This window comes from Actinoplanes sp. M2I2 (assembly GCF_023544445.1).
GTDB lineage: Bacteria > Actinomycetota > Actinomycetes > Mycobacteriales > Micromonosporaceae > Actinoplanes.
Genome location: NZ_JALPVJ010000005.1, coordinates 122,885 through 148,051, shown reverse-complemented (window position 1 = coordinate 148,051; position 25,167 = coordinate 122,885). Strand labels below are relative to the sequence as shown.

Sequence of the window (25,167 nt, the reverse complement as noted above, 5' to 3'; positions counted from 1 at the left end):
CGCGACCACAGATGAGTCAACCGTTAACTTCCGGTTCTTTATTGCCAGGTCAAACCCCTTGCACGACGGGAAGGAAAACCGAAACTTTCGGTTAACGCACGGAAAGTACGGTGGTCAGTCCGTCGACCCGCGCCCGTCCTCGCAGGTCGCCCGCCGTGGTGTCCAGCCAGATCACCTCGTTCTCACCACCGGCGTAGAGCCGCGTCCGGTCCGCGCTGAGCCGCAGCCCTCGTGCGGCGCCGGGCAGGTTCCACGTGGCGACCGTCCGATCCGAGCCGCGGTCCAGCACGTGCACCGTGGCGCCGTCCGCGGCGAACAGCCGCCCGCCCGGGCTGAACTCGAGGCTCGCCCCGCCGCCGCCGGCCGGGATCCGGGCGGTCCGCCCGATCGTCAGCGACCCGGTGTCCGCCCGGGCGATCGTGCCGGACGCCGTGTCCAGCACCGCGAGGTCCGTGCCGTCGACCGCGAGCGCGTGCCCCTCGGCCGGGCCGTGCCCGAACGGATCCGGCAGGTCCAGGCAGTACGCCCACCGCTCGGTCAGATGCAGCACGTGGACGAAGGCATGCACGTGGCTGCGCGTGCCGCCGACCAGATCGCGGGTGTGCTGGTGCTCGGGCTGATGGGTGTAGAGCGTGTACAGAGTCTGCCGATCGGCGGAGTAGACGGCCTGCCGCCCGCGGCCCCGCATCTGCTCCTCGGCGCCCGGGGGCACCGGCGTCTTGTCCCGCGTGAGCAACGGGTGCAGGCGACCGTCGGTGAGGTCGAGAAGCCGTACGCGGTAGTGGTCGGGCCGGTCGGCCGGCAGCCAGTCCAGCACGAACAGCCCCGTGCCGTCCGACGTGAACGCGTCCGGCTCGACGCAACCGGGCAGGGTGAAGGTCTGCTGCCGATCGGGCCCGGCCACCATCAGCGCCGACGTCGCCCGGCCGGCGGGCGGCTCGGCCGGCCCGGAGGTGGTCAGGACACACAGATCCGACGACTCGGCGACCACCCGGGGCGCCCATCCACCCCCGATGTCCTGCCTGTGGATGGGCGCCCCGGTCACCGCGTCCAGCCGCACCAGGCCGTCGTCGCCGGCCACGTACGCGGTGTTGCCGGCACGGCTCAGCGCCGACCGCGCGCCGATCGGGCGCACCTCGGATCCGCTGAGCCGTACGATCCCGGCACGGCTGCCGGCCAGCAGCACGTCGGGCACGGAGGCCGGGACGGTGGCGGCTGCGCGCTCACGGCAGCCGGCCAGGGCGGAGGCGGCGAGCACGCCACCGGAGAGCCTGAGGAACGAGCGGCGTGTGGTCATGGTCTGGTGACACCACGAATCGGCCACAGGTTCCGGGAACCGTTTCGCCGCGCGCGGTGTCAGTGCAGTGTCGGTGCGAAGGTGAGGAGCCCGAACTGAGCGCGGACACCGGAATCGACGACGCCACGGCGGTGAGCCGGGCGCGGGCCGGCGACCTGGGGGCGTACGAGATCCTGGTCGCCCGGTACACCGTGCCCGCGCACCGGGCCGCCGTGCTGCTCGGCGCGGGGGACGACGCCGACGACGTGGTGCAGGAGGCGCTGGTGAAGGCGTACCGGCAGTTGTCCCGCTACCGCGGCGAGTCCGGCTTCCGCCCGTGGCTGCTCGCGATCGTGGCCAACGAGACGCGCAACCTGCACCGCTCGCGCCGCCGTCGTGACGGTCTGGCCCTGCGCGCCGCGTCCGCGTCCGAGCCGTTGCCCGACGCGCCCGACCCGGCCGACACCGTGCTGGCCCGGGAGCGGCGCGAACGGCTGGTGGCCCGGCTGCGCCTGCTCGATCGCCGCGATCAGGACGTGCTCGTCTGCCGCTTCCTGCTCGACCTCAGCGAACAGGAGACGGCGTCGGCGCTGGGGTTGCCCAAGGGCACGGTGAAGTCGCGGACGTCGCGGGCCCTGGCCCGGCTGCGCGAGCACCTGCGGGCCGAGGAGGTGCCCGGTGCCTGACCACGACGACGACCTCATCGCCGAACTGCGCGAGCTGGACAGCTGGCTGGACGTGCCCGAGGCGGCCGACCAGCGCGGGGCCGTCCGCGAGCGCCTCACCCCGGGCCGGAGCCGGCTGCGGATCTTCCTCGCGGCCGCGGTCGCGGCGGTCGCGGTCACCGTGGTCGCGGTCGAACCGGCCCGGGCGGCCGTCATCGACGTGGTCGGCCACGTGCTCCGGATAGCCGGCATCGAGGTCCGGGCGGACGCTCCGCGGCCGCCGGCCGGGTCCCCGAGCCCGCTGCCCTCGACCGGCCCGGTCAGCCTGGAGGTGGCCGAGCAGAGGGCGCCCTTCGTCGTCCGGATGCCGGCCGCGCTGGGCCCGCCCGAACGCGTCGAGATCGCCGACCCGGACGGCAACGGCGTGCCCCGGGTGGTCAGCGCGCTCTACCGCGGCGGGAGCGTGCGTTACGACCAGTTCGCCGGTTCGGCCGGCACGTTCTTCAAGCAGGCCCGGGACGCCGAGTGGGTCGACCTGGGCGGCGGCATGGCGATCTGGCTGCCCGGCCCGCACACGCTGACCTACATCGACCGTACGGGGGTCGAGCGCAGCGCGACGGCGCGCCTGGCGACCCCCACCCTGATCTGGGAACAGGGCCAGGTGACCTACCGGCTCGAGGGCTTCAGCAGCCTCGACGACGCCCGTGCGGCCGCGCTGTCGCTGTCTTGATCAACTCTGTTCACCCGGGGAGCCCCGGCTGTCCACATCGCGCCATGTCGTCTCTGCGGCAGCGCGCGGGTCTCCCGGTGGGGCACCGGCCGACTTCAAAATGCGTGTCATCACCACGCGAAGGAGTCGGCCTTGTCGCCACGCAAGAGCCTCATAGTCGGTCTGGCCGGCGTCCTGATCGGGGCCGGTGTCGTCGGGCTCCCGCCAGAGCCCGCCGGCGCCACCCCGGCCGCACCCGTGCCCGCCCGCGCCGCCACCCCTGCGGCGGCCCGGGCGATCACGCTCGTCACCGGCGACGTCGTCCAGCTCGCCCCGGCGGGCGACGGCCGGGTCGCGGCGACGGTGCGGCCGGGGCCCGGCCGCGAGCACGTCACGTTCTCCACGACCGAGACCGGGGGCGGCGTCCGCGTCGTCCCCAGCGACGCCGTGCCGCTGCTCGCCGACGGCCGCGTCGACGCCGAGCTGTTCGACGTTCAGCACCTTGTCGACTCGGGATACGGCGACGCCGCCACCCCGGTCCTCCCGCTGATCGTCACGTCGGCTCAGAGCGCCGCGACCGCCCGCGCCCTGGGCGCCCCGGGCGGCACCGAGCTGCCCAGCATCGGGGCCGTCGCCGTGCGGGCCGACAAGGATTCCCTGGCGGCCTTCTGGCGTACCCGGACCGGCGCCGCACCCGGCGCCCGGAGCGCGGCCACCGACCGGATCTGGCTCGACGGCACGGTCGAGGCGGTGCTCGACCGCAGCACCGCGCAGATCGGCGCGCCCGACGCCTGGAAGGCCGGCCTCGACGGCGCCGGCGTCAAGGTCGCGGTGCTGGACACGGGAGCCGACCAGGCCCATCCCGATCTGGCCGGCCGGGTCCTGGAGGCCCGCGACTTCAGCGACAGCGCCGACACGGGTGACCACTTCGGACACGGCACGCACGTGGCGGCCACGGTCGCCGGCTCGGGCGCCGGGTCGAACGGCACCCGCAAGGGCGTGGCCCCCGGCGCCCGGCTGCTGATCGGCAAGGTGCTCGGCGACGGTGGCTCGGGCTCCGAGTCGGGCATCATCGCCGGCATGGAGTGGGCCGTCGGGTCCGGCGCCAAGGTCGTGAACATGAGCCTCGGCGGCGACCCGACCGACGGCACCGACCCGATGAGCGTCGCGGTCGACGAGCTGAGCTCCTCGACCGGCGCGTTGTTCGTGGTGGCGGCCGGCAATGCGGGCGCCAGTTACACCGTCGGCTCGCCCGGCGCCGCCCGCGCCGCGCTGACCGTCGGCGCGGTCGACCGCGCCGACCGGATCGCCGACTTCTCGAGCCGGGGCCCGCGCTCCGGCGACGAGGGGCTCAAGCCGGAGATCACCGCGCCCGGCGTCGGCATCGTCGCCGCCCGGGCCGCCGGCACCTCGATGGGTGAGCCGGTCGACGAGTTGTACACGGGGGCCAACGGCACGTCGATGGCCACCCCGCATGTGGCCGGCGCGGCCGCGATCCTGGCCCAGCAGCACCCGGACTGGACCGGCGCCCAGATCAAGGACGAACTGATCAGCACCGCGAAGACCACGGCCGGCACCTCGGTCTACGCGCAGGGCTCGGGCCGGGTCGACCTGACCCGCGCGACCACGCAGAAGGTCTTCGGCACGGGTGTCGCCGACTTCGGGCTGCGCGCGATCGACGAGACGCCGGCCCGGGCCACGCGGACCGTCACGTACACCAACACCGGCGCCGCGGCGGTGACGCTGAGCCTTGGCGACACCGTGGCCGAGGTCGGTCTGTCGGCCTCCACGGTCACCGTGCCGGCCGGCGGCACCGCCGGTGTGACCCTGACCCACGACGCCGCCACGGCGGATCCGGGCCCGTTCAGCGGCTGGCTCACCGCGACCGGGCCGGCCGGGGTGAAGATCACCACCGCGATCGGCGGCACCCTCGACCAGCCGCGTCACCTGGTGACGTTCAAGGCCGTCGACCGGGCCGGACAGCCCACCGCCGTGCCCGTGCTGCAGGCCTTCGGCGACGAGCAGCGTTACGACGTCCTCAACTTCCTGGAGCCCGGCCAGGAGAAGACGTTCTCGCTCAGCGAGGGCGACTACCTGGTGGACGCCTTGATCCAGGACGGCGTGCCGCTCGACGAGCAGGCCACCCTGATCACCATCCCCGAGCTCGAGGTCAACCGTGACCTGACGGTGGTGCTCGACGCCCGTACGGCCAGGCCGATCCGCATCGAGACGCCCAAGCCGGCCGAGCAGCAGACGGTGGAGAGCTACTACGTGCACCGGGTCACCGGCCGCGGCCGCAGTGTCATCAACGGCTTCATGCACTTCAGCGCCGTGCAGAAGATCAACGTGACGCCCACGGCGAAGCTCCGCAAGGGCAGCTACGAGTTCTCGTCCCGCTGGCAGTTGGTCGCCCCGATGGTGCGGGCGAACATCCCGGGCGTGACCGGAGACCTCGACATCAACCTGTGCGTGTTCTCCCCGGCGTACGCCGGCACCCGCCGTTTCGCCCTGGTCAAGGGACTGGGCGGCAACGTCCGGGGCAAGGCGGTCGTGATCGAGTCGGACGACCCGGACGGGTCCTCGCGGGCGGCGGCCGAGGCCGGTGCGGCGGTCGCCCTGGTCGTGGTCCCGGCCGACCAGAGCGCCTGGCAGCCGTGGGACCCGAGCGGCGAGTCGCGGATGCCGATCCCGACCGCGCTCGTGGCCAACGACGACGGTCGCCGGATCCTGGCCCGCGCGGCCCGGCCGGGCGCGAGCATCGCGCTCACCCTGACCACCAGCAGCCCCTACCTGTACGACGTTTTCCAGGTCTCCAAGGGTCAGGTGCCCAACGGCATCGTGCACAAGGTGACCGCGGCCAACTCCTACCGGATCACCACGCGGTACGCGGACAACGGCGGCTTCGACTGGATCCGTGAACAGCGGTTCGGCTGGCGTCCGGTCCAGGAGTACGCATGGAACGACACCAGCCGCCAGGTGCGGACGCCGTCGGTGCGCGAGGAGTGGGTGTCGACCGGCGACACCGTGTGGCAGCACCAGGTCCACCACGAGTTCCCGTGGAACGACCTGGGCAGCCTGCAGGGCGGGATCCAGGACGACGCGGTCTCGTACCCGCGGGCCGGGACCTCCTCGGAGACCTGGTACGCGCCGGTCGTCCGGCCGGCCACGCCGGCGGGTCACCGGAGCACCCGCGACGGCGACACGCTGAAATTGCGGGTCGCGTCCTACGTGGACAGCACCGACCGGCACTACCTGGTCGACTCGGCGCCGGCCACGCTGTACCGCGACGGCGCCGAGATCGCCTCGCTGCCCAACGGCTGGCAGGACGTGCCGGTGCCGGCCGGGAACGCGACCTACAAGCTGGCCATGACGACCAGTCGCACCGGCGACGAGTGGCTCTACGGAACATCGACGGCCACCGAGTGGACCTTCCGCTCGGGGGCGGCGGGCCCGGTGCCGCTGCTCCAGGTCGGCTACACCGTTCCGGCCCGGGTGACCGGACCGCACCTGCTCGGCGTCAAGGTGCCGAACGCGCAGCGGGTGAAGGTCGAGACCTCGGCCGACGAGGGCCGGACCTGGAGGACCGCTCTCGCCGTCGGTCCGGCGGTGCTCGTGCCGGCCGGTCAGGGAACCGTGTCGCTGCGGGTGACCGCCTCGGACAGGGCCGGCAACGCGGTCACCCAGACCGTGATCCGCGCCTACGGCCGATCATGAGGCCGCTCGCCGAGGACCGGTGGCCGGCCTACAGCCAGCCCCGCCGGGCGGCCTGGAAGGCCAGGCCCGCCCGGGTGTCCACGCCGGCCAACTCCATCAGCCGGTCGAGCCGGCGCTGGACCGTCCGGCGGCTGACCCCGAGCTGGGTCGCGATGGACTTGTCCGGCAATCCCGCGACAAACAGCGACAGCAGCAACTTGTCGGGCTCCTCCTCGCTGCCGTCGGGCCGCAACGGGGTCGCGCGTTCCCAGTAGCTCTCGAAGAGGGCGACCAGGGCGTCGAGGAGCTCACTGGGGCGGATCAGCGCCGCGGTGGGCTCCCCGACTCCCCGGGAGGCGTCCGGCACCAACGGGCAGATCGCCAGATTCCGGTCGGCGATCGCCAGCCGTACGGGAAGAACCGGCAGCGTCCGGGAATGCTCGCCGAGCCGCATCGCCTCGACGATGCTGTCCAGTTCGCCGGGCTTCTCCAGCAGCTCACGCTCGTAGATGGCCCGATATCGGACGCCCCGCTCGAGCGCCCCGGACTCCTCGTCGTTCTCCGGGCCCTGCATGGCGATCGGGTTGGCCCGGCAGAACCACAGGATCTCGGTGCGGGCGCAGTCCTGCATCTCGCGCAGCCGGTGGCGCAGAGCCCGGGCCCCGACCACGATCTCGACCAGGTGATCGGAGTCACGGCGCCGGGTGCTGGAGCGATACTCCTCGCTGAGCGAGGCGACCATCTGCCGCGCCGACTCGAGGGACTGTTGCTCGCGCAGCAGCGTCTCGCCGAGGGCGACGTCGGCCGGCAGGGCGTGGAAGAGCGGCCCGGGGGTGGCCAGCCCCTTACGGTGCAGGGCCTCGAGCAGCGCGGAGGCCTCGTCGGTACCGAGGCCGGCCTGCGCGGCGAGATCCGTCGGCGCAGCCCCGGCCATCCGCACCAGCAGGCGGTAGGCGTGCTGCTCCGGTGTGGAGAGCAGGTCGGACACGGGGCAACTGTAATGAGCGTTCTGAATCTTTCACGATGTCGATGTCCGGCAAACACGTAGAGCATCGATGGAAGTACGCTGAGTGTCGTCGTTGCCCCGTCATCGATGAGGACACCGCAGCCATGACAGTGACCGCAGATGAGACAAGGCAGCCGGCGACTTCGGCCGGCGCACCCCCCACACCGTGCCTGGTGATCGACGTCGACGTGGCTCGCAAGCAGTACGAGCAGATCGCCGAGGCGTTCGCCGGGGCCCACATCCACTACGCCGTCAAGGCCAACCCCGAATTGCCCCTACTCCGAGCGCTGGTCGACGCCGGATGCCGGTTCGACGTCGCCGGCCGGGCCGAGATCGACCTCTGCCTGGCCGCCGGCGCGTCCCCGGCCGACCTGAGCTACGGCCACCCGATCAAGAAGAACGAGGACATCGCGTACGCGTACGCCCGTGGAGTGCGTCTCTTCGCGTTCGACAGCGAAGGCGAACTCGACAAGATCGTCACCCACGCCCCCGGGTCCTCGGTGCTCTGCCGGGTGCTGGCCTCCAGCCAGGGGGCCCGATGGCCGTTGAGCCGCAAGTTCGGGTGCGTGCCCGAGATGGCGGTCGACCTGATGAAAGTGGCGGCGCTGCGCGGGCTCGATCCGGCCGGGATCGCGTTCCACGTGGGGTCGCAGCAGCTCTACCCGGAACGGTGGGAGCCGAGCATCGCCACCGCCGCGTCGATCTTCTCGGCGCTCGCCTCGTCCGGGATCGACCTGCGCATCCTCAACGCCGGGGGCGGCTTCCCGGTCCCCTATCGGACGCCGGTCGCGCCGATCGCCTCGTACGCGGCGGCGATCCGCGCGGCCGTGGTCCGCAATTTCGGCCGGTCGATGCCGTCGCTCATGATCGAGCCGGGCCGGTACGTCGCGGCGCCCGCCGGGGTGCTGCACACGCAGGTGGTGCTGGTCGCGCGTAAGTCGTACGACGACGAGCCGCGGTGGGTCTACCTCGACGTGGGCCGGTTCGGCGGCTTGGCCGAGACCGAGGACGAGGCCATCCAGTACGAGCTGTCGACCGCCCGCGACGGCCCGGCCGGCCCGGTGATCCTGGCCGGTCCGACCTGCGACAGCGTCGACATCCTGTACCAGCACGCCCCCTACGATCTCCCGCTGGACCTGGCGGCCGGCGAGGTGATCCGCATTCTGGGGACAGGCGCGTACACGGCGACGTACTCCTCGGTCGGATTCAACGGGCTCCCGCCCCTGCGCACGGTGATCACCCCCTGACCGACGGCCCGGGCCGTGCTCCGGCCGGCCCGGGCCGTCAGGTGGTGAGCGGGACGTCACTTGGGGGACGGCAACTCGTCCCCGCAGCGACACCCTTCACTGACAGGGTGCTGCGGTGTCGAGAGATCACGGCCGCACGCCGGCGCGTGCCACCGGGTTCGTGGGGTCCTGTCTGATCGCGGTGGGCGGGCTCGGGGCCGGGGCGCTGCCGGTCGGCATCCCGTTCTTCGCCGGCCTCAAGCACGTCGGGATCGGGCTGGTCGCCGTCTACGGCGGGCTCGCGCTGCTGCTGTCGGCCTGGTGGTGGCTCGGCCGGCTGAGCCGGGCCGGGGACCTCCGGGCGATCTGGTGGACGCTGGCGCTGTGGGCCGCGCCGCTGCTGATCGCGCCGCCGATGTTCAGCCGGGACGTCTACAGCTATCTGGCCCAGGGGCTCATGCTGGGCCAGGGGCTCGACGTCTACCGGGCCGGTCCGTCGGCTCTGGGCGGCTTCTTCGCCGAGCAGGTGCCCGCCATCTGGCAGCACACGCCGAGCCCGTACGGTCCCGTTTTCCTGCTGCTCTCGCACCTGGTCACCGCTCCGATCGGCGGCCATCTGCTCACCGGCGTCATCGTCATGCGGCTGCTCGCCGTCGCCGGGCTCGCCCTCCTGGCGTACGTCCTGCCGACGCTCGCCGGCGAGGCCGGGGTCCGGCCCGACAAGGCGCTCTGGCTGGCCGTCCTCAACCCGCTCGTGCTGATCCACTTCGTGGGCGGCGCGCACAACGACGCCCTCATGGTCGGCCTGCTGGCCGCCGGTCTGGCCGCGGCGATCCGGCGCCACCCGATCGTCGCCACCCTGCTGGTCGTGGCGGCCGCGCTGATCAAGGCGCCGGCGGCCCTCGGCCTGCTGGCGGTCGCCGTCATCTGGGCCGCCCGGCTCGACGGCCGCTTCTCCCGGCTGCGCGCGACGGCGGCGGTGGGCGCCACCGCCGCGGCGGCGACCGCGCTGGTCACCCAGATCGCCGGCACCGGCTACGGCTGGGTGGCCGCCCTGGACACGCCGATCTCGCCCCAGAACCTGTCCGTGACCAGCGTGCTCGGCCGCTGGACGGCCCGCCTCCTGCGCGAGGACGGGGTCGGCGAGCTCTTCGTCCTCAGCCTGTGGCGCTGGCTGGGCGTGCTGGCCATCCTGATCGTCGCCGGTCTCGTGTGGACCCACCTCGACCGCCTGGGCCCGCTCTACGGGCTGGGAGTCGTGCTGATCGCGGTCGTCGCGTTCGGCCCGGCGTTGCGCCCGTGGTATCTCATCTGGGGCCTGGTGCCGCTGGCCGCCGCGGCCGGTCACCGCTGGGTCCGCCGCGCGCTGGCGGCCACCTGCGCGGTGCTGGCGCTGGTGGTGCTGCCCGACGGCTTCGCCGTCGACGCCGGGGAGTTCCTGCTGGCCACCCTGGGGGCGCTCGCCGGTGGCGCGGCGTTCCTGGGCGTACGCCTGGCCGCCGCGCCCGCCGCCGCCCGGCTCGTCACCGTGCGGGCCGCCCGATGAGCCGCCTGCGGAGCCCGTACGCCCAGGTCCTGATCGTGGCCCTGACGGCCCTCGCCGTGGGCGTGTTCCTGGTGACCGTGCCGACCTTCCGGGAGTTCTTCGACCTCGGGGTCTACCGGGGAGCCGTGCGGTCGTGGCTGCTCGACGGCGGCGAACTCTACGACTTCCTCTATCAGGACACCGAGTACGGCTTCACCTACCCGCCGTTCGCCGCGGTGGTCCTCAGCCCGCTCGCGCTGACCAGCTGGCCGGTCGCCGTCGCGCTGAGCATCGTGGTCAACGCCGCCGCCGTGGTGCTGTTGCTGCGCTGGTTCCTGGTGCCGGTGGTGCGCCGGCACGGCGGTCCGGTGTGGCTGGCCGGCTCGCTGGTCTTCCTCGCGGTGCTGGTCTTCGAGCCGGCCCGCGACACCTTCAGCTTCGGCCAGGTCAACCTGGCCCTGCTGGCGCTGGTCTTCGTCGACCTGCGCGCGCTGACGACCGGCCGTCGCTGGGCCGGCGTCGGCATCGGCCTGGCCGCCGCGATCAAGCTGACCCCGGCCGTGTTCATCGGCTATCTGATCGTCACCCGCCAATACCGCGCCGCCGCCACCGCGATCGCCACCGCCGCCGGCGCGACGCTGCTGGCGGCGCTCGTCGCCCCCTCGACCTCGGCCCAGTTCTGGTCGGCGACCCTCTGGGACACCGACCGCGTCGGCCGCCTCGAATACGTCTCCAACCAGTCCCTGCGCGGCGTGGTGGCCCGCCTCGACCTGCCCCCGGCATGGTGGCCGGCGGCGGTCGCCCTGGTCCTGGCGTGCTGGTTCCTGCGGGTACGCCTGCTGCGCGACGACCGCCGGGCGGCCCCCGACCACGCGGCCGGCTTCGCCGCCACCGGCATCGTCGCCTGCCTGATCAGCCCGGTCACCTGGGTGCACCACCTGGTCTGGCTGCTCCCGGCCCTGTTCCTGCTGGCCGACGCCGCCGTGCGCGACCGCTCCGGCCGCCGCCTGGGCGTGCTGGCCGCCGTCTATGTGGTGCTGAGCAGCAGCGTGGTGTGGCTGTGGTGGTCGGGTGGCTCCGGCCTCCTGGCCGCGATCGGCAGCAACACGTACGTCTGGATCAGCATCGGCCTCCTGCTGGCCGTCCCGTTCCGGGAGCCCACCGCAGCTGTGTCACCGCCCAAGCTGCTCACGGAACGTCACTGATCCTCGCCGACGCCCGGACCACTTCACGTCAGCTTCGTACCTCAGGGGGGTCGGATCGGCCTCCGGACTCGCTCCCCTGTGACGGCCCTGACTTTCGTGCCGGCCCGGGCAACTGATCATCGATCCTTGCCGCCGCACCGGCCGGGCCGGAGGAATCAGTCCGTGACGCGCATCGCGGTGGGGCGGGCGGCCAGCCACTCGTGTGCGGCCAGCCGGGCCAGGGTGGGGAGCAGGTCGGTGGAGCGGCGCAGAAGCCAGCGGTTGCCCTGCGTGGCCATCCACCAGACCTTCTCCCGCACCGTGGGCTCCGGGTTGGTGGTTTCCAGGTCCGGCAGGCGTACGGGATGGCCGGCCGCGCGGAGGGCGCAGGCGAAGGTGTGTGCCAGCAGCCGGTGGCCTCGCTCGGAGGGGTGCAGGCGGTCGACGCTCCAGTGGGTGCGGGCGTAGGCCGCCTCGGCCAGATCGATGTGAACCGTCTCGTGAATCAGAGCGATCTCGTCGAGGACCTCGTTGAGGGCGGCCATCCGCCGGCCCAAGGGGCGGGCGATCACGCCGGGCAGGCCGAACATGCGGCCGGGGTCGGGCAGACGGGCGGTCAGCACCGTCGCGCCGCCCGCCGTGAGGGTCGCCACCATGCCGGTGAGCGAACGGCCGAGGGAGACGGGGTCGAAATCGCCGCGGAGAGTGTCGTTCATCCCGATCAGCACACTGGCCAGATGTGGGCGGAGGTCGAGGGCAGCCGGCAGCTGACGCTCAGCCACATCGCCGATGCGAGCGCCGCTGACGGCGAGGTTGTGAAAGTCGGCGCCGTCGGGCAGGGACGCGGCGAGCAGCGCCGCCCACCCTCGCCGGCCGCCGCCGGGCATCGGATCGCCGTACCCGCTGGTGACCGAATCACCCAGGGCCGCAAAGCGGATCATGTGCTCACTGTGGACGGGCTGTGCGTGCGCGGGGTCACATAGCCGTGACCGTCCGGCGAAGACGCGGCGAAGTCATTCCTAGTCGTCGTACTGATGCGTCGCGCACCTCCGGCGGCCAGGGTGGGCGGCATGACCATGGAGATCGGGGACGGTACGCCGTCGGGCGGGGTGCCGCGCCGGCATGACGCTTCCCACACGGCCGGGGTATTGCCGCCGTTTCCTCCGCATACGGACGCGCGGACAGCGGATGCCGGCATGGCCGTTGCCCCGGAGCAGCGGTTTAGATCAACTGGTGAGAGCCACGTGAGCCCCCTCGTCGAGGTCGACAACCTCACCAAGTCGTTCCCGGCCGCCGGCGGCGCCACGCCGGTGCTGCGCGGGATCAGCCTGGAGGTGCCGCCCGGGCAGTTCCTGGCCGTGGTCGGGCCGAGCGGCTCGGGCAAGTCGACGCTGCTCTACTGCATGTCCGCGCTGGAGGCGGCGACCACCGGCCGGGTCCGCATCCTCGGCCGCGACACGGGCTCGCTGGGCCGCGGCGCGATCGCCAAGCTGCGCCGTGACCACCTCGGGTTCGTCTTCCAGTCGTACAACCTGATCCCGTCGCTCACCGCGCGCGAGAACGTCGCCCTGCCGGCCCGGCTGGCCCGGCGGGAGATCTCCGCCGCCGACGTCGACCGGGCCCTGGCCGAGGTGGGCCTGGCCGAGCGGGCCGGCTACCGGCCGTCCGCGCTGTCCGGAGGGCAGCAGCAACGGGTCGCCATCGCCCGCGTTCTCGCCGTACGCCCCGATCTCGTCTTCGCCGACGAGCCGACCGGCGCGCTCGACACCGAGTCGGGCGCGCAGGTGCTCGACCTGCTGGCCGGCGTCGCGCGGGCGGGGGAGGGCCGCTCGGTCGTCATGGTCACGCACGACCTGGAGGCGGCCGCGCGGGCCGACCGGGTGCTCGTGCTGCGCGACGGGGTCATCCACCGCGAGCTGATCCACCCGAAGGCCGACGACGTCTTCGCCGCGGTGGCCGGGGCGTCCTGACATGTTGCGCCTGATCGTCAGCGACCTGGTCGCCAACCGCCGCATCTGGCTCGGCGCGCTGCTCATCGCCACGGCCACGGCCCTGGTCGGCGCGGTCGTGGCGAGCGACATCCAGACCGCCGTCGCCGCGGGCGGCACCGAAGCCCTGGCCCTCTACGGCCTCAGCGGCACCGTCGCGGCCTTCACCCTGGTCACCGCGCTCATCGTCGTCGGCGCGGTCACCAACCTCACGGTGACCCTGCAACAGCGCGGGTACGCTCTGTGGCAGCTCGTCGGTCTGAGCCCGGGCCGGGTCCGCCTGGTCGTCACGACCCAGCTGTTCACGGTGTCCCTGCTCGGTGGCGTCGCCGGCTGCCTGCTGGCCCTGCCGATCCTCCGGCCCCTCTCCCGGTACGCCTTCGCCGGTTCACCCGAGCTGGCGGCCCTCGACCCCAGGTTCACGCCGGCCGGAGCCGTGCCGGTGGTGCTGTTCGTCGCCGTGGTGATCACCCTGGGCGGCTTCCGCGGCGCCGGCCGGGCCGCGCACACCCCGCCCATCCAGTCGTTGCGCGAGGTCGAGCCGCCCGACCGCCGGATGACCGTGGCCCGCTGGATCGGCGGCCTGGCCACCGCGGCGGTCGTCGCCGTCATCGTGGCCACCCTTCCCGGCACCGGCCTCGACACGATCGCCGTCCCGCTGATGGTGATCAGCCCGCTGATCGCCGGGGTGCTGGCCGCGTTCGGGCCGCTGTTCCTGGCCCGCCTGGTACGCGCCTGGACCTCGCTGCTGCCCGCCACCGCGTCGGCGGCGTGGTTCCTGGCCCGCAACAGCACGGCGGCCAATGTGGGTCGCAGCACCGCCACGATCAGCCCCCTGATGGTCGCGGTGGCCCTGGCCGGGGGCCTCTACACGGCCAACGGGGCGGTGGGGGCGCCGTCGGGTTCCCTGTCCACCGGCACGGTGGTCCTGCTGATCGGGGGACCGTTGCTGCTGGCTGTGCTGGGCGCGGTGGCCACGGTGTTCATGTCCAGCCGGCGCCGGGACCGTGAGCTGGCGCTGATCGTCGCCGCCGGTGGCACGCCGGTCGTCGTGCTGGCCGCGGCCGCGGCCGAGGCGGTCATCTATGTGGGCACGGCTGTGCTGCTGGGCGGCTTCGCGGTGGGGGTCACGAGCGTGATCGGCGCCTGGGCGGCCGGTACGTGGACCGCCGCCGGAGTGGTGCCGTCCCTGGCGATCGCGGGGCTGGGCCTTCTCCTCGTATTGGTGGCGACGATGGTGCCGACGGCGCTGGCCCTGCGCAACGAGGTCCCGCGGGTTCTGGCGCCCGAATGAGCCGGCCCGCGCAGGAGGCTCGCTCGGACCATGACGGTGAGCGGCTCGGCGACCGGCTACAGAGCTTTAATAGTCAGGTTGTGTCGGGTTCGAGGGTCAGGCCTGTGTGGGCGAGGAAGCTGTCGATCAGGTCGTCGCGGTATTGGATGCTTTTGAGCCGGTTCTTGAGGATGGCGAGTAGGTGATCGACGCCGTGAAGGGCGACGTTGCCGATGCTGCGTTCAAGGTGCGACCACACGGCCTCGGTCGGGTTGAGGTCCGGGGCGTAGGCGGGCAGCCGGATCACGTGCAGCCAGTCCCGGGCGTCGATCATCGCGCGCATGGCGGCGCTGATGTGGGTGTTCAGGTTGTCCCAGACCAGCACAATCGGCCCGTCGAGCTGTTGGTGGGCGGCGTCGAGCAGGTTGATGTAGTCGCGTTCGCTGAAGCTGCGCCGCTCGCCTTTGCGGCCGTGGTGCACGATTGTGCGGTAGATGAACCGGGACCGATCCCCGGGCCGGTAGCAGGTGAGCCGGGCGATCGAGACCCGGCCGGAGCCCTTGCCGGAGACCGGGATGACCGGGGTGTGCCCGCGCCGTCCCCAGGTCCGGGCCTTCGGGGGGCGCAGCGTCTGACCGGCCTCGTCCTCGAAGACCAGCCACGCCTGCCGCTGCGCCGCTACCGTTTTCCCGCCGGCCACGTCTCCTTGCGCCAGGTGGCGATCGAGGCCTCGTCGCGCTCAACGGCCCGGTGCTTCGGCACCTGTACCGACCAGCACAGCCGGTACATAATGTTGGCGGTGCCGCGCGGGGTGTACCGGATCCCGAACTGGCGGGCGATCAGGTCCGCCACCCGCGCCAAGGTCCAGCGCTGATTCTCGGTAAAGCCGTGCACGGCTGGTCCTTCGTCCAACGCCAGTCCCAGCTTCTGCAACCGCTCCTCGTTCAGGCGGCACCGGCTTCCCGGTGCACCCCTCGATGCCAGAGCTGCCACGCCACCTTGCCGCCAGCGCTGTTGCCATCCGTACGCCGCAGTCGCCGATACCCGCAACCGCCGGGCCACCTCCGCCGCCGGCACACCGTGCTCGAACCAGTCCGCGGCCTGCCGCCGCACCTGCTCCCGCTTCGCCCGGGCTGGCGCGGTCAGACCGCCACTGTCGGGATATCTCATCCCTCCGGCCTACAAGAAGTGATCGACACCAGTCACGACGCCACGCCGAGCTTCAATAGATCACCCCGCGTCTTGAGGCTCCGCATCTGCGGCCACGGTGCTCGCACCGTGGCCGCAGTGCTGGCATGCGCCGCGTCGGCGCAGGTGATAAGTGATCGTGGCCACGCCGAGTGCGGCGCCCCAGAGCACCCAGGGCACGCTGACAAGACGCAAGCCCCACCCGTCACCGATCGCCAGGTTCCGTAACATCATCAGCCCGGCTGGGATGAGAACCACGGCGACGAGAGATGCCGGAACGATCGCGAGTGCCGGTGGTACCGGTTTCCCGGCCTTGAACCAGATCCACCGCGGATAGACCTCGCCCCACCGGCTGACCAGGCCGTGGGTGAGCACGCCACCCAGCACCGAAGCGATGGCGAGGCCCAAGCCGATGGTGAGCATGCCGTCGGTTTCCTGCATCATGGTGAGGAAATCCCGGCTGATGCCCAGAGGATGACCGAAGTACCAGGCTATTCGGGTGATCTCGTACGGCAGGGGCGCCAGGCAGGCGACCAGGACCGCCCAGCGCCCCCACCTCAGCAGCGTCTGCTGGGACGGACCGTTGCTGGCCGATCCGTGACGACGGCCGCAGTGCTGACAGGCCGCACGCCTGCGCCGCTGGTAGGCCAACGTGGCCGCGGCCCACAGCAGACCGCCAACGAACAGGATGATCAGATTGGTCCGGTGCCAGTACAAGATGTCGCCGATACCGTCCTGGGGGCCGGGCACGCCGGTGAAGGCGAACACCAGCAGCAGCGGGGCGAACGCCAGCACAGTGATCAAGGTGTAGTCGGGGATGATCAAGGTCAGGCCGGCCGACACGATCCAACCGAACGCGATCATCGCCGCCGACTGGTGGCGGGAGCCGGCGCCTCGGGCCATCGCCAGCGCGACAACCGTACCGATCAGACCGAGCACGGCCATGAGCGATGCGCCGAGAGCGACCGGGATCCCCTCCAGAATCGAACCCGATCTGCGGTCGTCGTCGATCGGCGCGAACGGGAACCCGTCGCCGCCGGCCGTCCAGTACATCCCGAGCATGGCGTACATCAGTGACCAGCCGGCCGCGACATAGCCCGACCAGACCGGCCAGCGCCGCCACCACCTGATCCGGTCCGTGACCGGCGCCGATGAGATCCGCTCAGCCACCATGGACGGCGTACCCCCCGGCGCGAACCTGGTGATAGGGCTGACCCGGATGCTCCACGTCGAAGTCGATACACCTCGCCGGCGGCCGGTCCGGTCCGCCACCGGCCTGGATGAACGCCACCTGATCCGGCCGCGCGCCGCCGTCGATGACTTTCATGGCGAATGCGTGGTTCTTCACTACCCCGACACCCTCGGGAACGACCGCAGTGAACAGTGCGACATCGCCCGTCACCTGTAGACACGTCACTTCGGCCCAGCCCTGCGCCAGCACCGAGCCGTCCGGAAGCAGGTGCCGGAACCAGAAACGGCCGCGCGATGAACCTGCCGCGTCCGCCGACGCCAGGACTCCGAACCAAACCCGATGCCCGACAGCATCGGGCTGGGTGAGTACCACCTGCCCCACCCCGAACACACCGGCGTTGCCGGGCGGCGCGGCTTGTGCGGCAGAGGGTGTCGTCATAACGCCTAGGGCGGCGACGGCCGCCACCTTAATCCATGGGGACATGTCACTCCTGGTGAAGGCGCGGCGTCCGATCGCCGCTGCCTCACCAGCCTCGGCTGTGCTGGTTGTGCGCCACCATCTGCCGATGTGGCGAGGTGCGGCATGCCGGCCGCAACGGTCTATGCCGATCGGCATACGGCGATGCCCGCCTACGATCAAGTGATGACGCGTCGGCACCTCGGCTGGATCAGCATGGCGGCCAGCACGTCCACACTGGGTGTGACGTTCGTCGGCGACCTCGGCGGACCGCCGTACCCTTTCCTCTTGGTGATGGCCACCCTCGGGGTGCTGCTGGCCGTCGCGGTGCGGTGGGGGGCACATCGGCACATCGCCCCGGCTGCCGGGCTGGCCGCGGCCGCGATGGCGCTCGTGCTCTGGTCGTTCACCGACGGCATGGCCGCGGCACAACGGATCGCCGCGGCAGCGGTCTGGACGACGCCCGCCGTGGTCGCGGTGGTCGTCGGCGGCTACCCGCGGCTGATGGCCCACCGGCGGACGGTGGCCGTCGAGCAGGCCCGGCATGCTCAGCGCCTGCAGGTGGCACGTGACCTGCACGATTTCGTCGCCCACGACATCAGCGGGATCGTGGCGCAGGCCCAGGCGGCCCGCTTCGTCGCCGATAGCAGCCCGGAGGCGGCCGGTCCGGCACTAGCGCGTATCGAAGCCGCGGGTCTGGCCGCGTTGGCCACGATGGATCGGATGGTCGGCATGCTGCACGAACCGGACACCGGCACGGTGCGGCCGCTGCCCGCGCTGGATGACTTGCCGAGCCTGGTTGACCGATTCCGCGCCGCAGGTCACCTCGATGCGCGACTCGTCCAGAATCTCCGGATGGATGAGGTACCGCGCGACAGCGCCGCGGTGGCGTACCGGATCGTGGTCGAAGCCCTGACCAACGTCCGGCGGCACGCGCCCGCAGCGACCCGGGTCGACGTGTCCGTCACCGGCGACGCCTGCAGTGTGGAGGTGCGGGTCCGCAACGACACGGCTGGGCCACCGCCCCAGCAGCGGCGTGCCAGGCGCGGCGGGCGAGGCCTTGCCGGCCTGCGGGAGCAGGTCGCCGCGAGTGGCGGCACCCTGTCGGCCGGGCCGTGTGAGCGTGGTTGGGAAGTCGTCGCCGTCATTCCGGTGGTGACGGCATGAACAGCACCCGGGTCCTGCTCGCCGACGACCAGCCGGACGTGCGCAGCGGTTTCCGCCTCGTCCTGGACTCCCAGCCCGACATCACGGTGGTCGGCGAGGCCATCGACGGCATCACGGCCCTGGCCCTGGCCCGCAGGCTACGGCCGGACGTCGTGCTCACCGACATCCGGATGCCCGGCATCAACGGACTGGAACTGACCCGGCTGCTCACCCAAGAGGGCCTACGGGTGGTTGTGGTCACCACCTTCGATCTCGATGAGTACGTGGAAGCCGCACTGCGCAACGGCGCCTGTGGTTTCCTGCTCAAGCGGTCCGGACCGACACTTCTGATTGAGGGGGTCCGTGCGGCGATGGCCGGTGATGCACTGATCAGCCCTCAGGTCACCATCCGGCTCCTGCGCGCGGTGACCAAGCCCGACCGGCCCCCGGCGGACAATCCCTTGACACATCGCGAGACCGAGATCGTACGGCTGGTCGCTCAGGGTTTGACCAACGCGCAGATCGGCGCCGAGCTGTTCATCGCCGCCGGTACAGCCAAGACCCACGTCGCGAATATCCAGGCGAAACTGGGCCTCAACAACCGGGTAGGCATGGCCGCCTGGGCATGGCGGGCCGGCCTGGCCGACCCGCAAGCCGGATAAGTCGTTACCGACCAGCCTCTTGGCCTCACCTCGCGCTGCCGACGGACCAAGCCTACTTCGCGTTCAGCTCTGAGTGCGTTGCGCTACGAGAGGTGAGTCGGGTACACCGGAAAGGGCACCGACCATACGTCTTCCGCTAGAGACAGACGCGTCCGTAGCGCACCGAGCTGCCCCCGAACCCGGCCCAACCTAACTGTTCAACCTCTGTAGCGTGCCAGGATGACCCCCGAGGCGACCTCCCAGCCCGAACCGGCCGTTCCGGTAGCAGCGTTCGATCTGGCGTTGCCGCGTAAACGGATGGCTTCCACGGTCCTTCTCTTCGACGAGTCGGATCGGGTGCTCGTGGTGGAACCGACGTATGTCGACTTCCTGGAGCTGCCCGGTGGCTCCGTCGAGCTCGACGAGTCGCCTCGGCAGGCCGCCGTCCGGGAGGTCAAGGAGGAACTCGGACTTGATCGGGATTCCGGCCGCTTGCTGGCCATCGACTGGGTTCCGCCGCGACCCGGGCGCAGTGAAGGCCTCATCGTGGTGTTCGACGGTGGCCGGCTGACCGCGCCGGAGATCGCCGGTATCCGGCTGCCGGCCGACGAGCTCCGCTCGTATGCGTTTCTCCCGGCGGCCCAGGCCGCACGCGCCTTGCCCGACTTGCTGGCCCGGCGACTGCTGTCCTGCCTGGACGCCAGGGCCGCGGCGACCACCGTCTACCTGGAGAACGGCTCGTCGACCGGTTGACCGCACGCCCGGACCCGCCGCGGCTCCTCGGTGCTGGTCGTGATCACTTCCTTGGCCGGGGTGCGGGGGCTCGGTTCCACCAGAGGGAGAGTCCTACGCCGGTCAGGACCAGGACCGAGGCGGCCAGGACGAACCAGAAGGTGATCTCGACTTCCTGTTTGCGCAGGGTGAACTCGCGGGGGAGGTCGGTCAGGACGTCGGCCAGCTGGTCGGCGTCCTCGGCTCGGAAGTAGCGGCCGCCGGTGGTGTCGGCCACCTGGGTCAGGGCCTCCTCGTCGATCTCCATGTTGCGGCCGCCCCGGCCGCCGCCCCAGCCCCGGCCGCCGCCGAACGGGGAGTCGCCGCCGATCTGGTCGGCGGTGCAGACCATGGGGGCCGGCTCGGTGGTGCCGAAGCCGATCGTGAAGACGCGCAGGCGCCGCGCCGCCGCCTGCTGGGCCGCGGTGACCGGGTCGACGCCGGTGGTGTTCGAGCCGTCGGTCAGGACCACGATCGTGTCCGGTTCGTAGTCGCCCAGCTGGCCGGGCGCGTCCAGCTCGACCCCGGTCTTGGCGACTCGCGGGTTGCTTTCGGCGATGGCGTCGATGGAGGTCAGGATGGCCTGCCCGATGGCCGTGCCGCGGGCCGTGCGCAGCGTGCCGATCGCGTCGAGCAGCGCGTCCTTGTCGGTGGTGGGGGCGACCAGCAGGCCGGCGATGCCCGAGAACGCGACCAGGCCGATCCGGGTGCCGTCCTCCTGCCGCTGGACGAACTGCTTGGCCGCCTCGGTCGCCACCGTGAAACGGTTCGGTTCGATGTCGGTCGCGCACATCGAGCCCGACACGTCGATCGCCAGCAGCACCGATGTGCTGTTCGACGGCACCGACACCGAGGCTTGCGGGCGGGCCAGCGCGCCGCCCAGGGCCAGCAGGCCGGCCAGGAAGAGGAAGACCGGTATGCGCCGGCGCCACGACGTCCGGCCGGGGAGCGCGGCCCGGATCAGCGCGACGCTCGACACCGTCACCGCCGCCCGCTTGCGCCGGCGGTTGAACCACCAGCGGATCGCCAGCAGCAGCGGCACCGCCAGCAGGGCGGTCAGGGCCCACGGCCAGCTGAACGACATCAGATGATCCTTCCGTGCCAGCGGGAGCCCAGGACGGCGCCGAGCATGAGCAGCAGCAGGGCGGCGCCGGCGAACGGCGCGGTCAGCTCGAGGGGCTCCTTCTGCGCGGTCAGCCGCAGGTCGATGCCCTTGGTGGTGTCGGTCAGCGTCTCGGCGTCGCCGGCCGGCAGGTAGGCGCCGCCGGTGGTCTGCGCGACGGTGGTGAGCAGCCCGGGGTCGAGCGCCGTGCCGAGCTGGAAGCCGTCGACCTCGACGGTCGCGCCGCGTTCGGTGCCCACGCCGACGGTCTGGATGCGGACGCCCGCGGCCGCCGCCAGCTCGGCCGCGGCCACCACGTCCGGGCCGCCGGTCTCCTGGCCGTCCGAGAAGATCACGACCGTGGCCGACGGCCAGTAGCCGAGGTCGGGCGGCGCGGCGCCGTCCTCGGGCAGGGTGGCCGGCTTGCCGGTGATCGTGCCCAGCGCGACCAGGATGGCCTGGCCCAGCGAGGTGCCACCACTGGCCGCCAGGCGGTCGATCGCGGCCCGCGCGGCCTGGTGGTCGTCCGAGGGCGCCTGGGTGAGCAGCGCCTGGTCGCCGAAGACGAGCACCCCGACGTCGACCGTCTCGGGCTGGTCGTCGACGAATTCCTTGGCGGCGGCCTGGGCGGCGGCGAGCCGGGTCGGCTGCACGTCGCCGGCCCGCATGCTGTTGGACACGTCGAAGGCCAGCAGCACGGTCCCCGACACGCGCGGCACGGTGACTTCGGCCTGCGGCCGGGCCAGCCCCACGAGCAGGATCGGCAGGGCGATCAGGATCAGCGCGTACGGAAGGTGCCGGCGCACCGCCGCGCCGCGGGTCAGCACTCCGGCGAAGCCCGACCGGGCCAGCGCGGCGGTGCGACGCCGCTGGAGCCGGACGTACGCCACGACGGCCGCGGCGGTGACGAGCAGGGCCACGCCGAGCACGGCCGGATAGAGGAAGCTCACCGGCGCCCCCGCCCCGAGCGCCGGACCATGTCGATCAGCACCGCGAGCAGGTCCTGATCGGTCGTGATGCGCTGGGCGCTGACCCCGGCCCGGCGCATGCCCTCGGCCAGTTCGGTCTCGCGGGCGCCCGCCTGGTCGGCCAGCCGGGCCCGCAGCAGCGGATCGCTGGTGTCGACCAGCAGCTGCTCCCCGGTCTCGGCGTCCTCGACCAGGATCACGCCGAGGTCGGGCAGCTCCACCTCGGCCGGGTCGACGACCCGCACCACCACGACCTCGTGCCGGTGGGTGAGCTGGGCCAGCGGCCTGTCCCAGCCCTGCTCGCCGATGAAGTCGCTCATCACGAAGACCAGGCTGCGCCGGCGCGACGTGGTGGTCGCGGCCAGCCGCAGCATGGCCGCCAGGTCGGTGGTCGTGCCGGGCCGGCCCTTCGGCGCCGGCCGCAACAGCTCCCGGGTGATCCGCAGGACCTGGTCGCGGCCGCCGCGGGGCGGGATGACCTGGTGGCCGGCGTTGTCGTAGAGGATCGCGCCGACCCGGTTGCCGCCCCGCGAGATCAGCCGCGCGATGCTCACGGCCAGCTCGGTGGCCGTCGACTCCTTGCCGGCGCCCTGGCCGAACCGCATCGACGCCGACCGGTCGATCACCAGCCAGGCGGTCATCTCCCGGTCCTCGGTGTACTGCCGGACGTACGGCTCGTCCAGGCGGGCCGTCACGTTCCAGTCGATGTGCCGGACGTCGTCCTCGGCCGCGTAGAGCCGCAGGTCGGTGAAGTCGATGCCGGCGCCGTGCCACACCGTGCGGTAGCTGCCCTGCAGACGCCCGTCGAGACGCCGCCCGAGCCGCCACTCGAGGCGTCTGAGCAACCTGTCCGGTGCGGAGCTCATCTCAGCGGCCTCGGCCGGCCGGCTCCGGGATCGCGACGTTGGCCAGCACCTTCTGCAGGATCACGTCGGCGGTCACCTCGTCCGAGAGCGCCTCGTAGGACAGCACGAGCCGGTGCCGCAGCACGTCCAGGGCCAGATCGGTCAGATCCTCCGGTACGACGTACTCGCGCCCGCGGATGAAGGCGAGCGCCCGGGCGGCCAGCACGAGGCTGATCGACGACCGGGGGCTGGCCCCGAAGGTGACGTACCGGGCCAGGTCGGTCAGGCCGATGCGGGCCGGATCGCGGGTGGCGTGGGCCAGCTGCACCGCGAACTCGATCAGCGACGGGTCCACGTACACCCGGTCGGCCTGCTGCTGCAGCGAGACCAGCGTCCCGGGGTCGATGATCTTCTGGATCACCGCGGCTGGGGCGAGGGCCCGCTCGACGACGACGAACTCCTCGGTGGGGCTGGGATAGCCGACGATCACCTTCATCATGAACCGGTCGATCTGGGCCTCCGGGAGCGGATAGGTGCCCTCGGTCTCGATCGGGTTCTGGGTGGCCATGACCAGGAACGGGTTGGGCACCTTGTGGGTCTCGCGGCCGATCGTCACCTGGCGTTCCTGCATCACCTCGAGCAGCGCGCTCTGCACCTTGGCCGGCGCGCGGTTGATCTCGTCGGCGAGCAGCAGGTTGGTGAAGACCGGGCCCAGCTGCACCTGGAACTCGCCGGTCGGCTGGTGGTACACGCGGGTGCCGACGATGTCGGCCGGCACCAGGTCGGGGGTGAACTGCACCCGGTGGAAGTCGCCGCCGATCGCGTCGGCCAGCGACTTCACGGCGAGCGTCTTGGCCAGCCCGGGCACGCCCTCGACCAGGATGTGCCCGCGGGCGAGCAGGGCCACGAGCAGCCGCTCGAGCAGATTGTCCTGACCCACGATGGTCTTCTTGACCTCGTAGAGGACCTTCTCGATCGGTCCGGCCGAGGCCGGCGGGGCGTCGGTGAAGGGGTGGGCGCCGCGTGCCGGCAGGTTCATGCGTCCGTCCTCAGAGTCTCGTGGCGACAACGTCGGGTCACAGCGGGGGGTTCTGGCCGTCGCCCTCCCCGGCGCCGAGGGCGGCCCCGATGGGTACGGCGAAACCGATGCCGATGAACGTGCCGGCGTCGGTCGGGTTGGCCAGGGCCACGACGATGCCGATCACCTGACCCCGGTCGTTGAGGAGCGGACCGCCCGAGCTGCCCGGGTTGACCGCCGCGTCGAACTGGATCAGTCCGGCGATGTCACCGCCCCGGTCGCGGCTGAGCGTGCGCTCGAGGCCCGAGACGACCCCGCTGGTGGTGGTCGCGGTCAGCCCGAGCGGGTTGCCGATCGCCACCACGTCGTCGCCGATCGCCGCCCCGCCGCCGAGCACCGCGGGCACCAGCGTCTCGGGGAGCTTGCCGGGCTTGAGGGTGGCGATGTCCTGGGCGGCGCTCGACGTCACGATCTCGGCCGGCGACTCGGTGCCGTCGGCGTACGCGACGGTGATGGCCTTGGCCCCCTCGACGACGTGGAACGCGGTGAGGATGGTGCCGTCGGCGTTGGCGACGACGCCCGTGCCGGTGTCGGCGCCGGCTCCGCTGCCCGTCGCCTTGATGAGCACGACCGAGGGGCGCAGCGCCTGGTAGAGCTGGGGGACGGTGAGCGGCGCGTCCGAGGCGGAGGGGGAGGCCGCCGGGAGCGCGGCCGGGGCCCCCGGGTCGTCGCCGTCCCGCAGCAGCACCACGGCCGTGATCGCGACCGCCCAGGCCGCCACGGCGCCGATCGCCAGCTTTCGCCGCAGATCGGCCTTTTTCCACCAAGGCGCCGGTTTCGGCTCCCCGGCCCCGGATGGTTCTCCGGCCTCGGGTGGTGCCTGCTCCGAGCCCGCGGGCCGGAGCACCTCCATCTCCATTCATCGACTGTAGGAGGGTTTTCTCAAAGCTGCCCCAGAGCCGGAGCGGGCTTTCTTCAAGTGTGGGTCCGCGGATGGTGGGCATTGCCACGGTATGACCCAGACCGCCCTGCACCTGCTCAGCTGGTGCTCAATGCGATCTGGACGCCGCTGTTCTTCGGTGCCGGGCAGTACGGGCTGGCCTTCGCCGACCTCGTCGTGCTCTGGCTGCTGATCGGCGCGACGGTCGTGACGTTCTGGCCGGTGCACCGGCCGGCCGCCGTGCTGCTGCTGCCGTACTGGGCCTGGGTGACCTACGCCGGTGCGCTGAACCCTGGCGATCTGGCTGCTCAACCGCTGAGCGTGCCAAAAGTCGCGCCACACCTTCCGAAGGGGC

23 protein-coding genes and 1 pseudogene are annotated in these 25,167 nt (G+C 72.1%); 12 read left to right on the top strand and 12 right to left on the bottom strand.

Features of this window, described 5'->3' with window-relative positions; translation table 11 throughout:
• Positions 1 to 91: 91 nt before the first annotated feature.
• A complete protein-coding gene (locus HJC40_RS11620) occupies positions 92 to 1,297 on the bottom strand; it encodes a hypothetical protein (protein WP_250000898.1) in 1,206 nt (401 codons plus the stop codon).
• Positions 1,298 to 1,353: 56 nt separating this feature from the next.
• Here HJC40_RS11620 and HJC40_RS11615 point away from each other — a divergent pair, with 56 nt between their 5' ends.
• From HJC40_RS11615 to HJC40_RS11605, 3 genes are all read left to right on the top strand, one after another.
• Positions 1,354 to 1,962, top strand: coding sequence for an RNA polymerase sigma factor (locus tag HJC40_RS11615; RefSeq protein ID WP_250000897.1), 609 nt, complete (start codon positions 1,354 to 1,356; stop codon positions 1,960 to 1,962).
• Positions 1,955 to 2,671 carry a hypothetical protein gene (locus HJC40_RS11610; protein ID WP_250000896.1) on the top strand — a complete coding sequence of 239 codons (717 nt, stop codon included), beginning with the start codon at positions 1,955 to 1,957 and terminating at the stop codon, positions 2,669 to 2,671. Before HJC40_RS11615 ends, HJC40_RS11610 begins: the two co-directional genes overlap by 8 nt.
• A gap of 132 nt (positions 2,672 to 2,803) precedes the next feature.
• The gene (locus tag HJC40_RS11605; RefSeq protein ID WP_250000895.1) at positions 2,804 to 6,364 is read left to right on the top strand and encodes a S8 family serine peptidase; all 3,561 of its coding nucleotides are present in this window, start codon (positions 2,804 to 2,806) and stop codon (positions 6,362 to 6,364) included.
• Positions 6,365 to 6,392: 28 nt separating this feature from the next.
• Here HJC40_RS11605 and HJC40_RS11600 read toward each other — a convergent pair whose 3' ends face one another.
• Complete coding sequence (locus HJC40_RS11600) at positions 6,393 to 7,331, bottom strand: helix-turn-helix domain-containing protein (protein WP_250000894.1); 939 nt, start codon at positions 7,329 to 7,331, stop codon at positions 6,393 to 6,395.
• 191 nt (positions 7,332 to 7,522) lie between these two features.
• Between HJC40_RS11600 and HJC40_RS11595 the strand changes: the two genes are divergently transcribed.
• From HJC40_RS11595 to HJC40_RS11585, 3 genes are all read left to right on the top strand, one after another.
• Positions 7,523 to 8,596 carry a type III PLP-dependent enzyme gene (locus tag HJC40_RS11595; RefSeq protein ID WP_250000893.1) on the top strand — a complete coding sequence of 358 codons (1,074 nt, stop codon included), beginning with the start codon at positions 7,523 to 7,525 and terminating at the stop codon, positions 8,594 to 8,596.
• A 115-nt stretch (positions 8,597 to 8,711) separates the two neighbouring features.
• Entirely contained in the window at positions 8,712 to 10,121 is a 1,410-nt protein-coding gene (mptB, locus tag HJC40_RS11590; RefSeq protein WP_250000892.1) for a polyprenol phosphomannose-dependent alpha 1,6 mannosyltransferase MptB, read from the top strand.
• Positions 10,118 to 11,305, top strand: coding sequence for a glycosyltransferase 87 family protein (locus HJC40_RS11585; RefSeq protein WP_250000891.1), 1,188 nt, complete (start codon positions 10,118 to 10,120; stop codon positions 11,303 to 11,305). The genes mptB and HJC40_RS11585 overlap by 4 nt, the downstream gene beginning before the upstream one ends.
• A 155-nt stretch (positions 11,306 to 11,460) precedes the next feature.
• On the opposite strand, the gene HJC40_RS11580 is transcribed toward HJC40_RS11585, so the two are convergent.
• Positions 11,461 to 12,225, bottom strand: a complete 765-nt coding sequence (locus tag HJC40_RS11580; RefSeq protein ID WP_250000890.1) for an SGNH/GDSL hydrolase family protein — start codon at positions 12,223 to 12,225, stop codon at positions 11,461 to 11,463.
• A gap of 303 nt (positions 12,226 to 12,528) precedes the next feature.
• Between HJC40_RS11580 and HJC40_RS11575 the strand changes: the two genes are divergently transcribed.
• Positions 12,529 to 13,254, top strand: a complete 726-nt coding sequence (locus tag HJC40_RS11575) for an ABC transporter ATP-binding protein (protein ID WP_250000889.1) — start codon at positions 12,529 to 12,531, stop codon at positions 13,252 to 13,254.
• Between the two features lies 1 nt (position 13,255).
• Entirely contained in the window at positions 13,256 to 14,566 is a 1,311-nt protein-coding gene (locus HJC40_RS11570; protein ID WP_250000888.1) for an FtsX-like permease family protein, read from the top strand.
• Positions 14,567 to 14,639: 73 nt separating this feature from the next.
• Here HJC40_RS11570 and HJC40_RS11565 read toward each other — a convergent pair whose 3' ends face one another.
• From HJC40_RS11565 to HJC40_RS11550, 4 genes are all read right to left on the bottom strand, one after another.
• Positions 14,640 to 15,245, bottom strand: coding sequence for a transposase (locus HJC40_RS11565; RefSeq protein WP_250000887.1), 606 nt, complete (start codon positions 15,243 to 15,245; stop codon positions 14,640 to 14,642).
• Positions 15,224 to 15,715, bottom strand: coding sequence for a winged helix-turn-helix domain-containing protein (locus HJC40_RS11560; protein ID WP_250000886.1), 492 nt, complete (start codon positions 15,713 to 15,715; stop codon positions 15,224 to 15,226). Before HJC40_RS11560 ends, HJC40_RS11565 begins: the two co-directional genes overlap by 22 nt.
• A gap of 60 nt (positions 15,716 to 15,775) precedes the next feature.
• A complete protein-coding gene (locus HJC40_RS11555) occupies positions 15,776 to 16,804 on the bottom strand; it encodes an NYN domain-containing protein (RefSeq protein ID WP_250000885.1) in 1,029 nt (342 codons plus the stop codon).
• Positions 16,805 to 16,895: 91 nt separating this feature from the next.
• Positions 16,896 to 17,363, bottom strand: coding sequence for a hypothetical protein (locus HJC40_RS11550; RefSeq protein WP_250000884.1), 468 nt, complete (start codon positions 17,361 to 17,363; stop codon positions 16,896 to 16,898).
• A gap of 144 nt (positions 17,364 to 17,507) precedes the next feature.
• On the opposite strand from HJC40_RS11550, the gene HJC40_RS11545 reads away from it, so the two are divergent.
• From HJC40_RS11545 to HJC40_RS11535, 3 genes are all read left to right on the top strand, one after another.
• Positions 17,508 to 18,548 (top strand): sensor histidine kinase, encoded by a 1,041-nt coding sequence (locus HJC40_RS11545; protein WP_250000883.1) that lies wholly within the window; start codon positions 17,508 to 17,510, stop codon positions 18,546 to 18,548.
• Positions 18,545 to 19,189, top strand: a complete 645-nt coding sequence (locus tag HJC40_RS11540) for a response regulator transcription factor (protein ID WP_250000882.1) — start codon at positions 18,545 to 18,547, stop codon at positions 19,187 to 19,189. The genes HJC40_RS11545 and HJC40_RS11540 overlap by 4 nt, the downstream gene beginning before the upstream one ends.
• A 219-nt stretch (positions 19,190 to 19,408) precedes the next feature.
• Positions 19,409 to 19,921 (top strand): NUDIX hydrolase, encoded by a 513-nt coding sequence (locus HJC40_RS11535; protein ID WP_308200882.1) that lies wholly within the window; start codon positions 19,409 to 19,411, stop codon positions 19,919 to 19,921.
• A 43-nt stretch (positions 19,922 to 19,964) separates the two neighbouring features.
• On the opposite strand, the gene HJC40_RS11530 is transcribed toward HJC40_RS11535, so the two are convergent.
• The 5 genes from HJC40_RS11530 to HJC40_RS11510 are packed head-to-tail and all read right to left on the bottom strand — an operon-like array spanning position 19,965 to position 24,791.
• On the bottom strand, positions 19,965 to 21,023 hold the full coding sequence (locus HJC40_RS11530) for a VWA domain-containing protein (RefSeq protein ID WP_250000881.1): 1,059 nt from the start codon (positions 21,021 to 21,023) through the stop codon (positions 19,965 to 19,967).
• A complete protein-coding gene (locus HJC40_RS11525) occupies positions 21,023 to 21,991 on the bottom strand; it encodes a VWA domain-containing protein (protein ID WP_250000880.1) in 969 nt (322 codons plus the stop codon). The genes HJC40_RS11530 and HJC40_RS11525 overlap by 1 nt, the downstream gene beginning before the upstream one ends.
• Positions 21,988 to 22,875: a DUF58 domain-containing protein gene (locus HJC40_RS11520; protein ID WP_250000879.1), complete on the bottom strand. Its 888-nt coding sequence runs from the start codon at positions 22,873 to 22,875 to the stop codon at positions 21,988 to 21,990. The genes HJC40_RS11525 and HJC40_RS11520 overlap by 4 nt, the downstream gene beginning before the upstream one ends.
• A gap of 1 nt (position 22,876) precedes the next feature.
• Positions 22,877 to 23,893: a MoxR family ATPase gene (locus HJC40_RS11515; protein ID WP_250000878.1), complete on the bottom strand. Its 1,017-nt coding sequence runs from the start codon at positions 23,891 to 23,893 to the stop codon at positions 22,877 to 22,879.
• 37 nt (positions 23,894 to 23,930) lie between these two features.
• On the bottom strand, positions 23,931 to 24,791 hold the full coding sequence (locus HJC40_RS11510) for a S1C family serine protease (protein WP_250000877.1): 861 nt from the start codon (positions 24,789 to 24,791) through the stop codon (positions 23,931 to 23,933).
• On the opposite strand from HJC40_RS11510, the pseudogene HJC40_RS46590 reads away from it, so the two are divergent.
• Positions 24,681 to 25,131: pseudogene (locus HJC40_RS46590) on the top strand (TspO/MBR family protein). The gene HJC40_RS11510 and the pseudogene HJC40_RS46590 overlap by 111 nt on opposite strands.
• The last annotated feature ends 36 nt before the right edge of the window (positions 25,132 to 25,167 follow it).

What these genes read in the sequence shown, in the direction of transcription:
- HJC40_RS11620 (WP_250000898.1), bottom strand. Translation starts at nt 1,297, where the DNA reads ATGACCACACGCCGCTCGTTCCTCAGGCTCTCCGGTGGCGTGCTCGCC.
- HJC40_RS11585 (WP_250000891.1), top strand. Translation starts at nt 10,118, where the DNA reads ATGAGCCGCCTGCGGAGCCCGTACGCCCAGGTCCTGATCGTGGCCCTG.
- HJC40_RS11580 (WP_250000890.1), bottom strand. Translation starts at nt 12,225, where the DNA reads ATGATCCGCTTTGCGGCCCTGGGTGATTCGGTCACCAGCGGGTACGGC.
- HJC40_RS11570 (WP_250000888.1), top strand. Translation starts at nt 13,256, where the DNA reads ATGTTGCGCCTGATCGTCAGCGACCTGGTCGCCAACCGCCGCATCTGG.
- HJC40_RS11560 (WP_250000886.1), bottom strand. Translation starts at nt 15,715, where the DNA reads ATGAGATATCCCGACAGTGGCGGTCTGACCGCGCCAGCCCGGGCGAAG.
- HJC40_RS11555 (WP_250000885.1), bottom strand. Translation starts at nt 16,804, where the DNA reads ATGTACGCCATGCTCGGGATGTACTGGACGGCCGGCGGCGACGGGTTC.
- HJC40_RS11550 (WP_250000884.1), bottom strand. Translation starts at nt 17,363, where the DNA reads ATGACGACACCCTCTGCCGCACAAGCCGCGCCGCCCGGCAACGCCGGT.
- HJC40_RS11545 (WP_250000883.1), top strand. Translation starts at nt 17,508, where the DNA reads ATGCCGGCCGCAACGGTCTATGCCGATCGGCATACGGCGATGCCCGCC.
- HJC40_RS11540 (WP_250000882.1), top strand. Translation starts at nt 18,545, where the DNA reads ATGAACAGCACCCGGGTCCTGCTCGCCGACGACCAGCCGGACGTGCGC.
- HJC40_RS11535 (WP_308200882.1), top strand. Translation starts at nt 19,409, where the DNA reads ATGACCCCCGAGGCGACCTCCCAGCCCGAACCGGCCGTTCCGGTAGCA.
- HJC40_RS11530 (WP_250000881.1), bottom strand. Translation starts at nt 21,023, where the DNA reads ATGTCGTTCAGCTGGCCGTGGGCCCTGACCGCCCTGCTGGCGGTGCCG.
- HJC40_RS11520 (WP_250000879.1), bottom strand. Translation starts at nt 22,875, where the DNA reads ATGAGCTCCGCACCGGACAGGTTGCTCAGACGCCTCGAGTGGCGGCTC.
- HJC40_RS11515 (WP_250000878.1), bottom strand. Translation starts at nt 23,893, where the DNA reads ATGAACCTGCCGGCACGCGGCGCCCACCCCTTCACCGACGCCCCGCCG.
- HJC40_RS11510 (WP_250000877.1), bottom strand. Translation starts at nt 24,791, where the DNA reads ATGGAGATGGAGGTGCTCCGGCCCGCGGGCTCGGAGCAGGCACCACCC.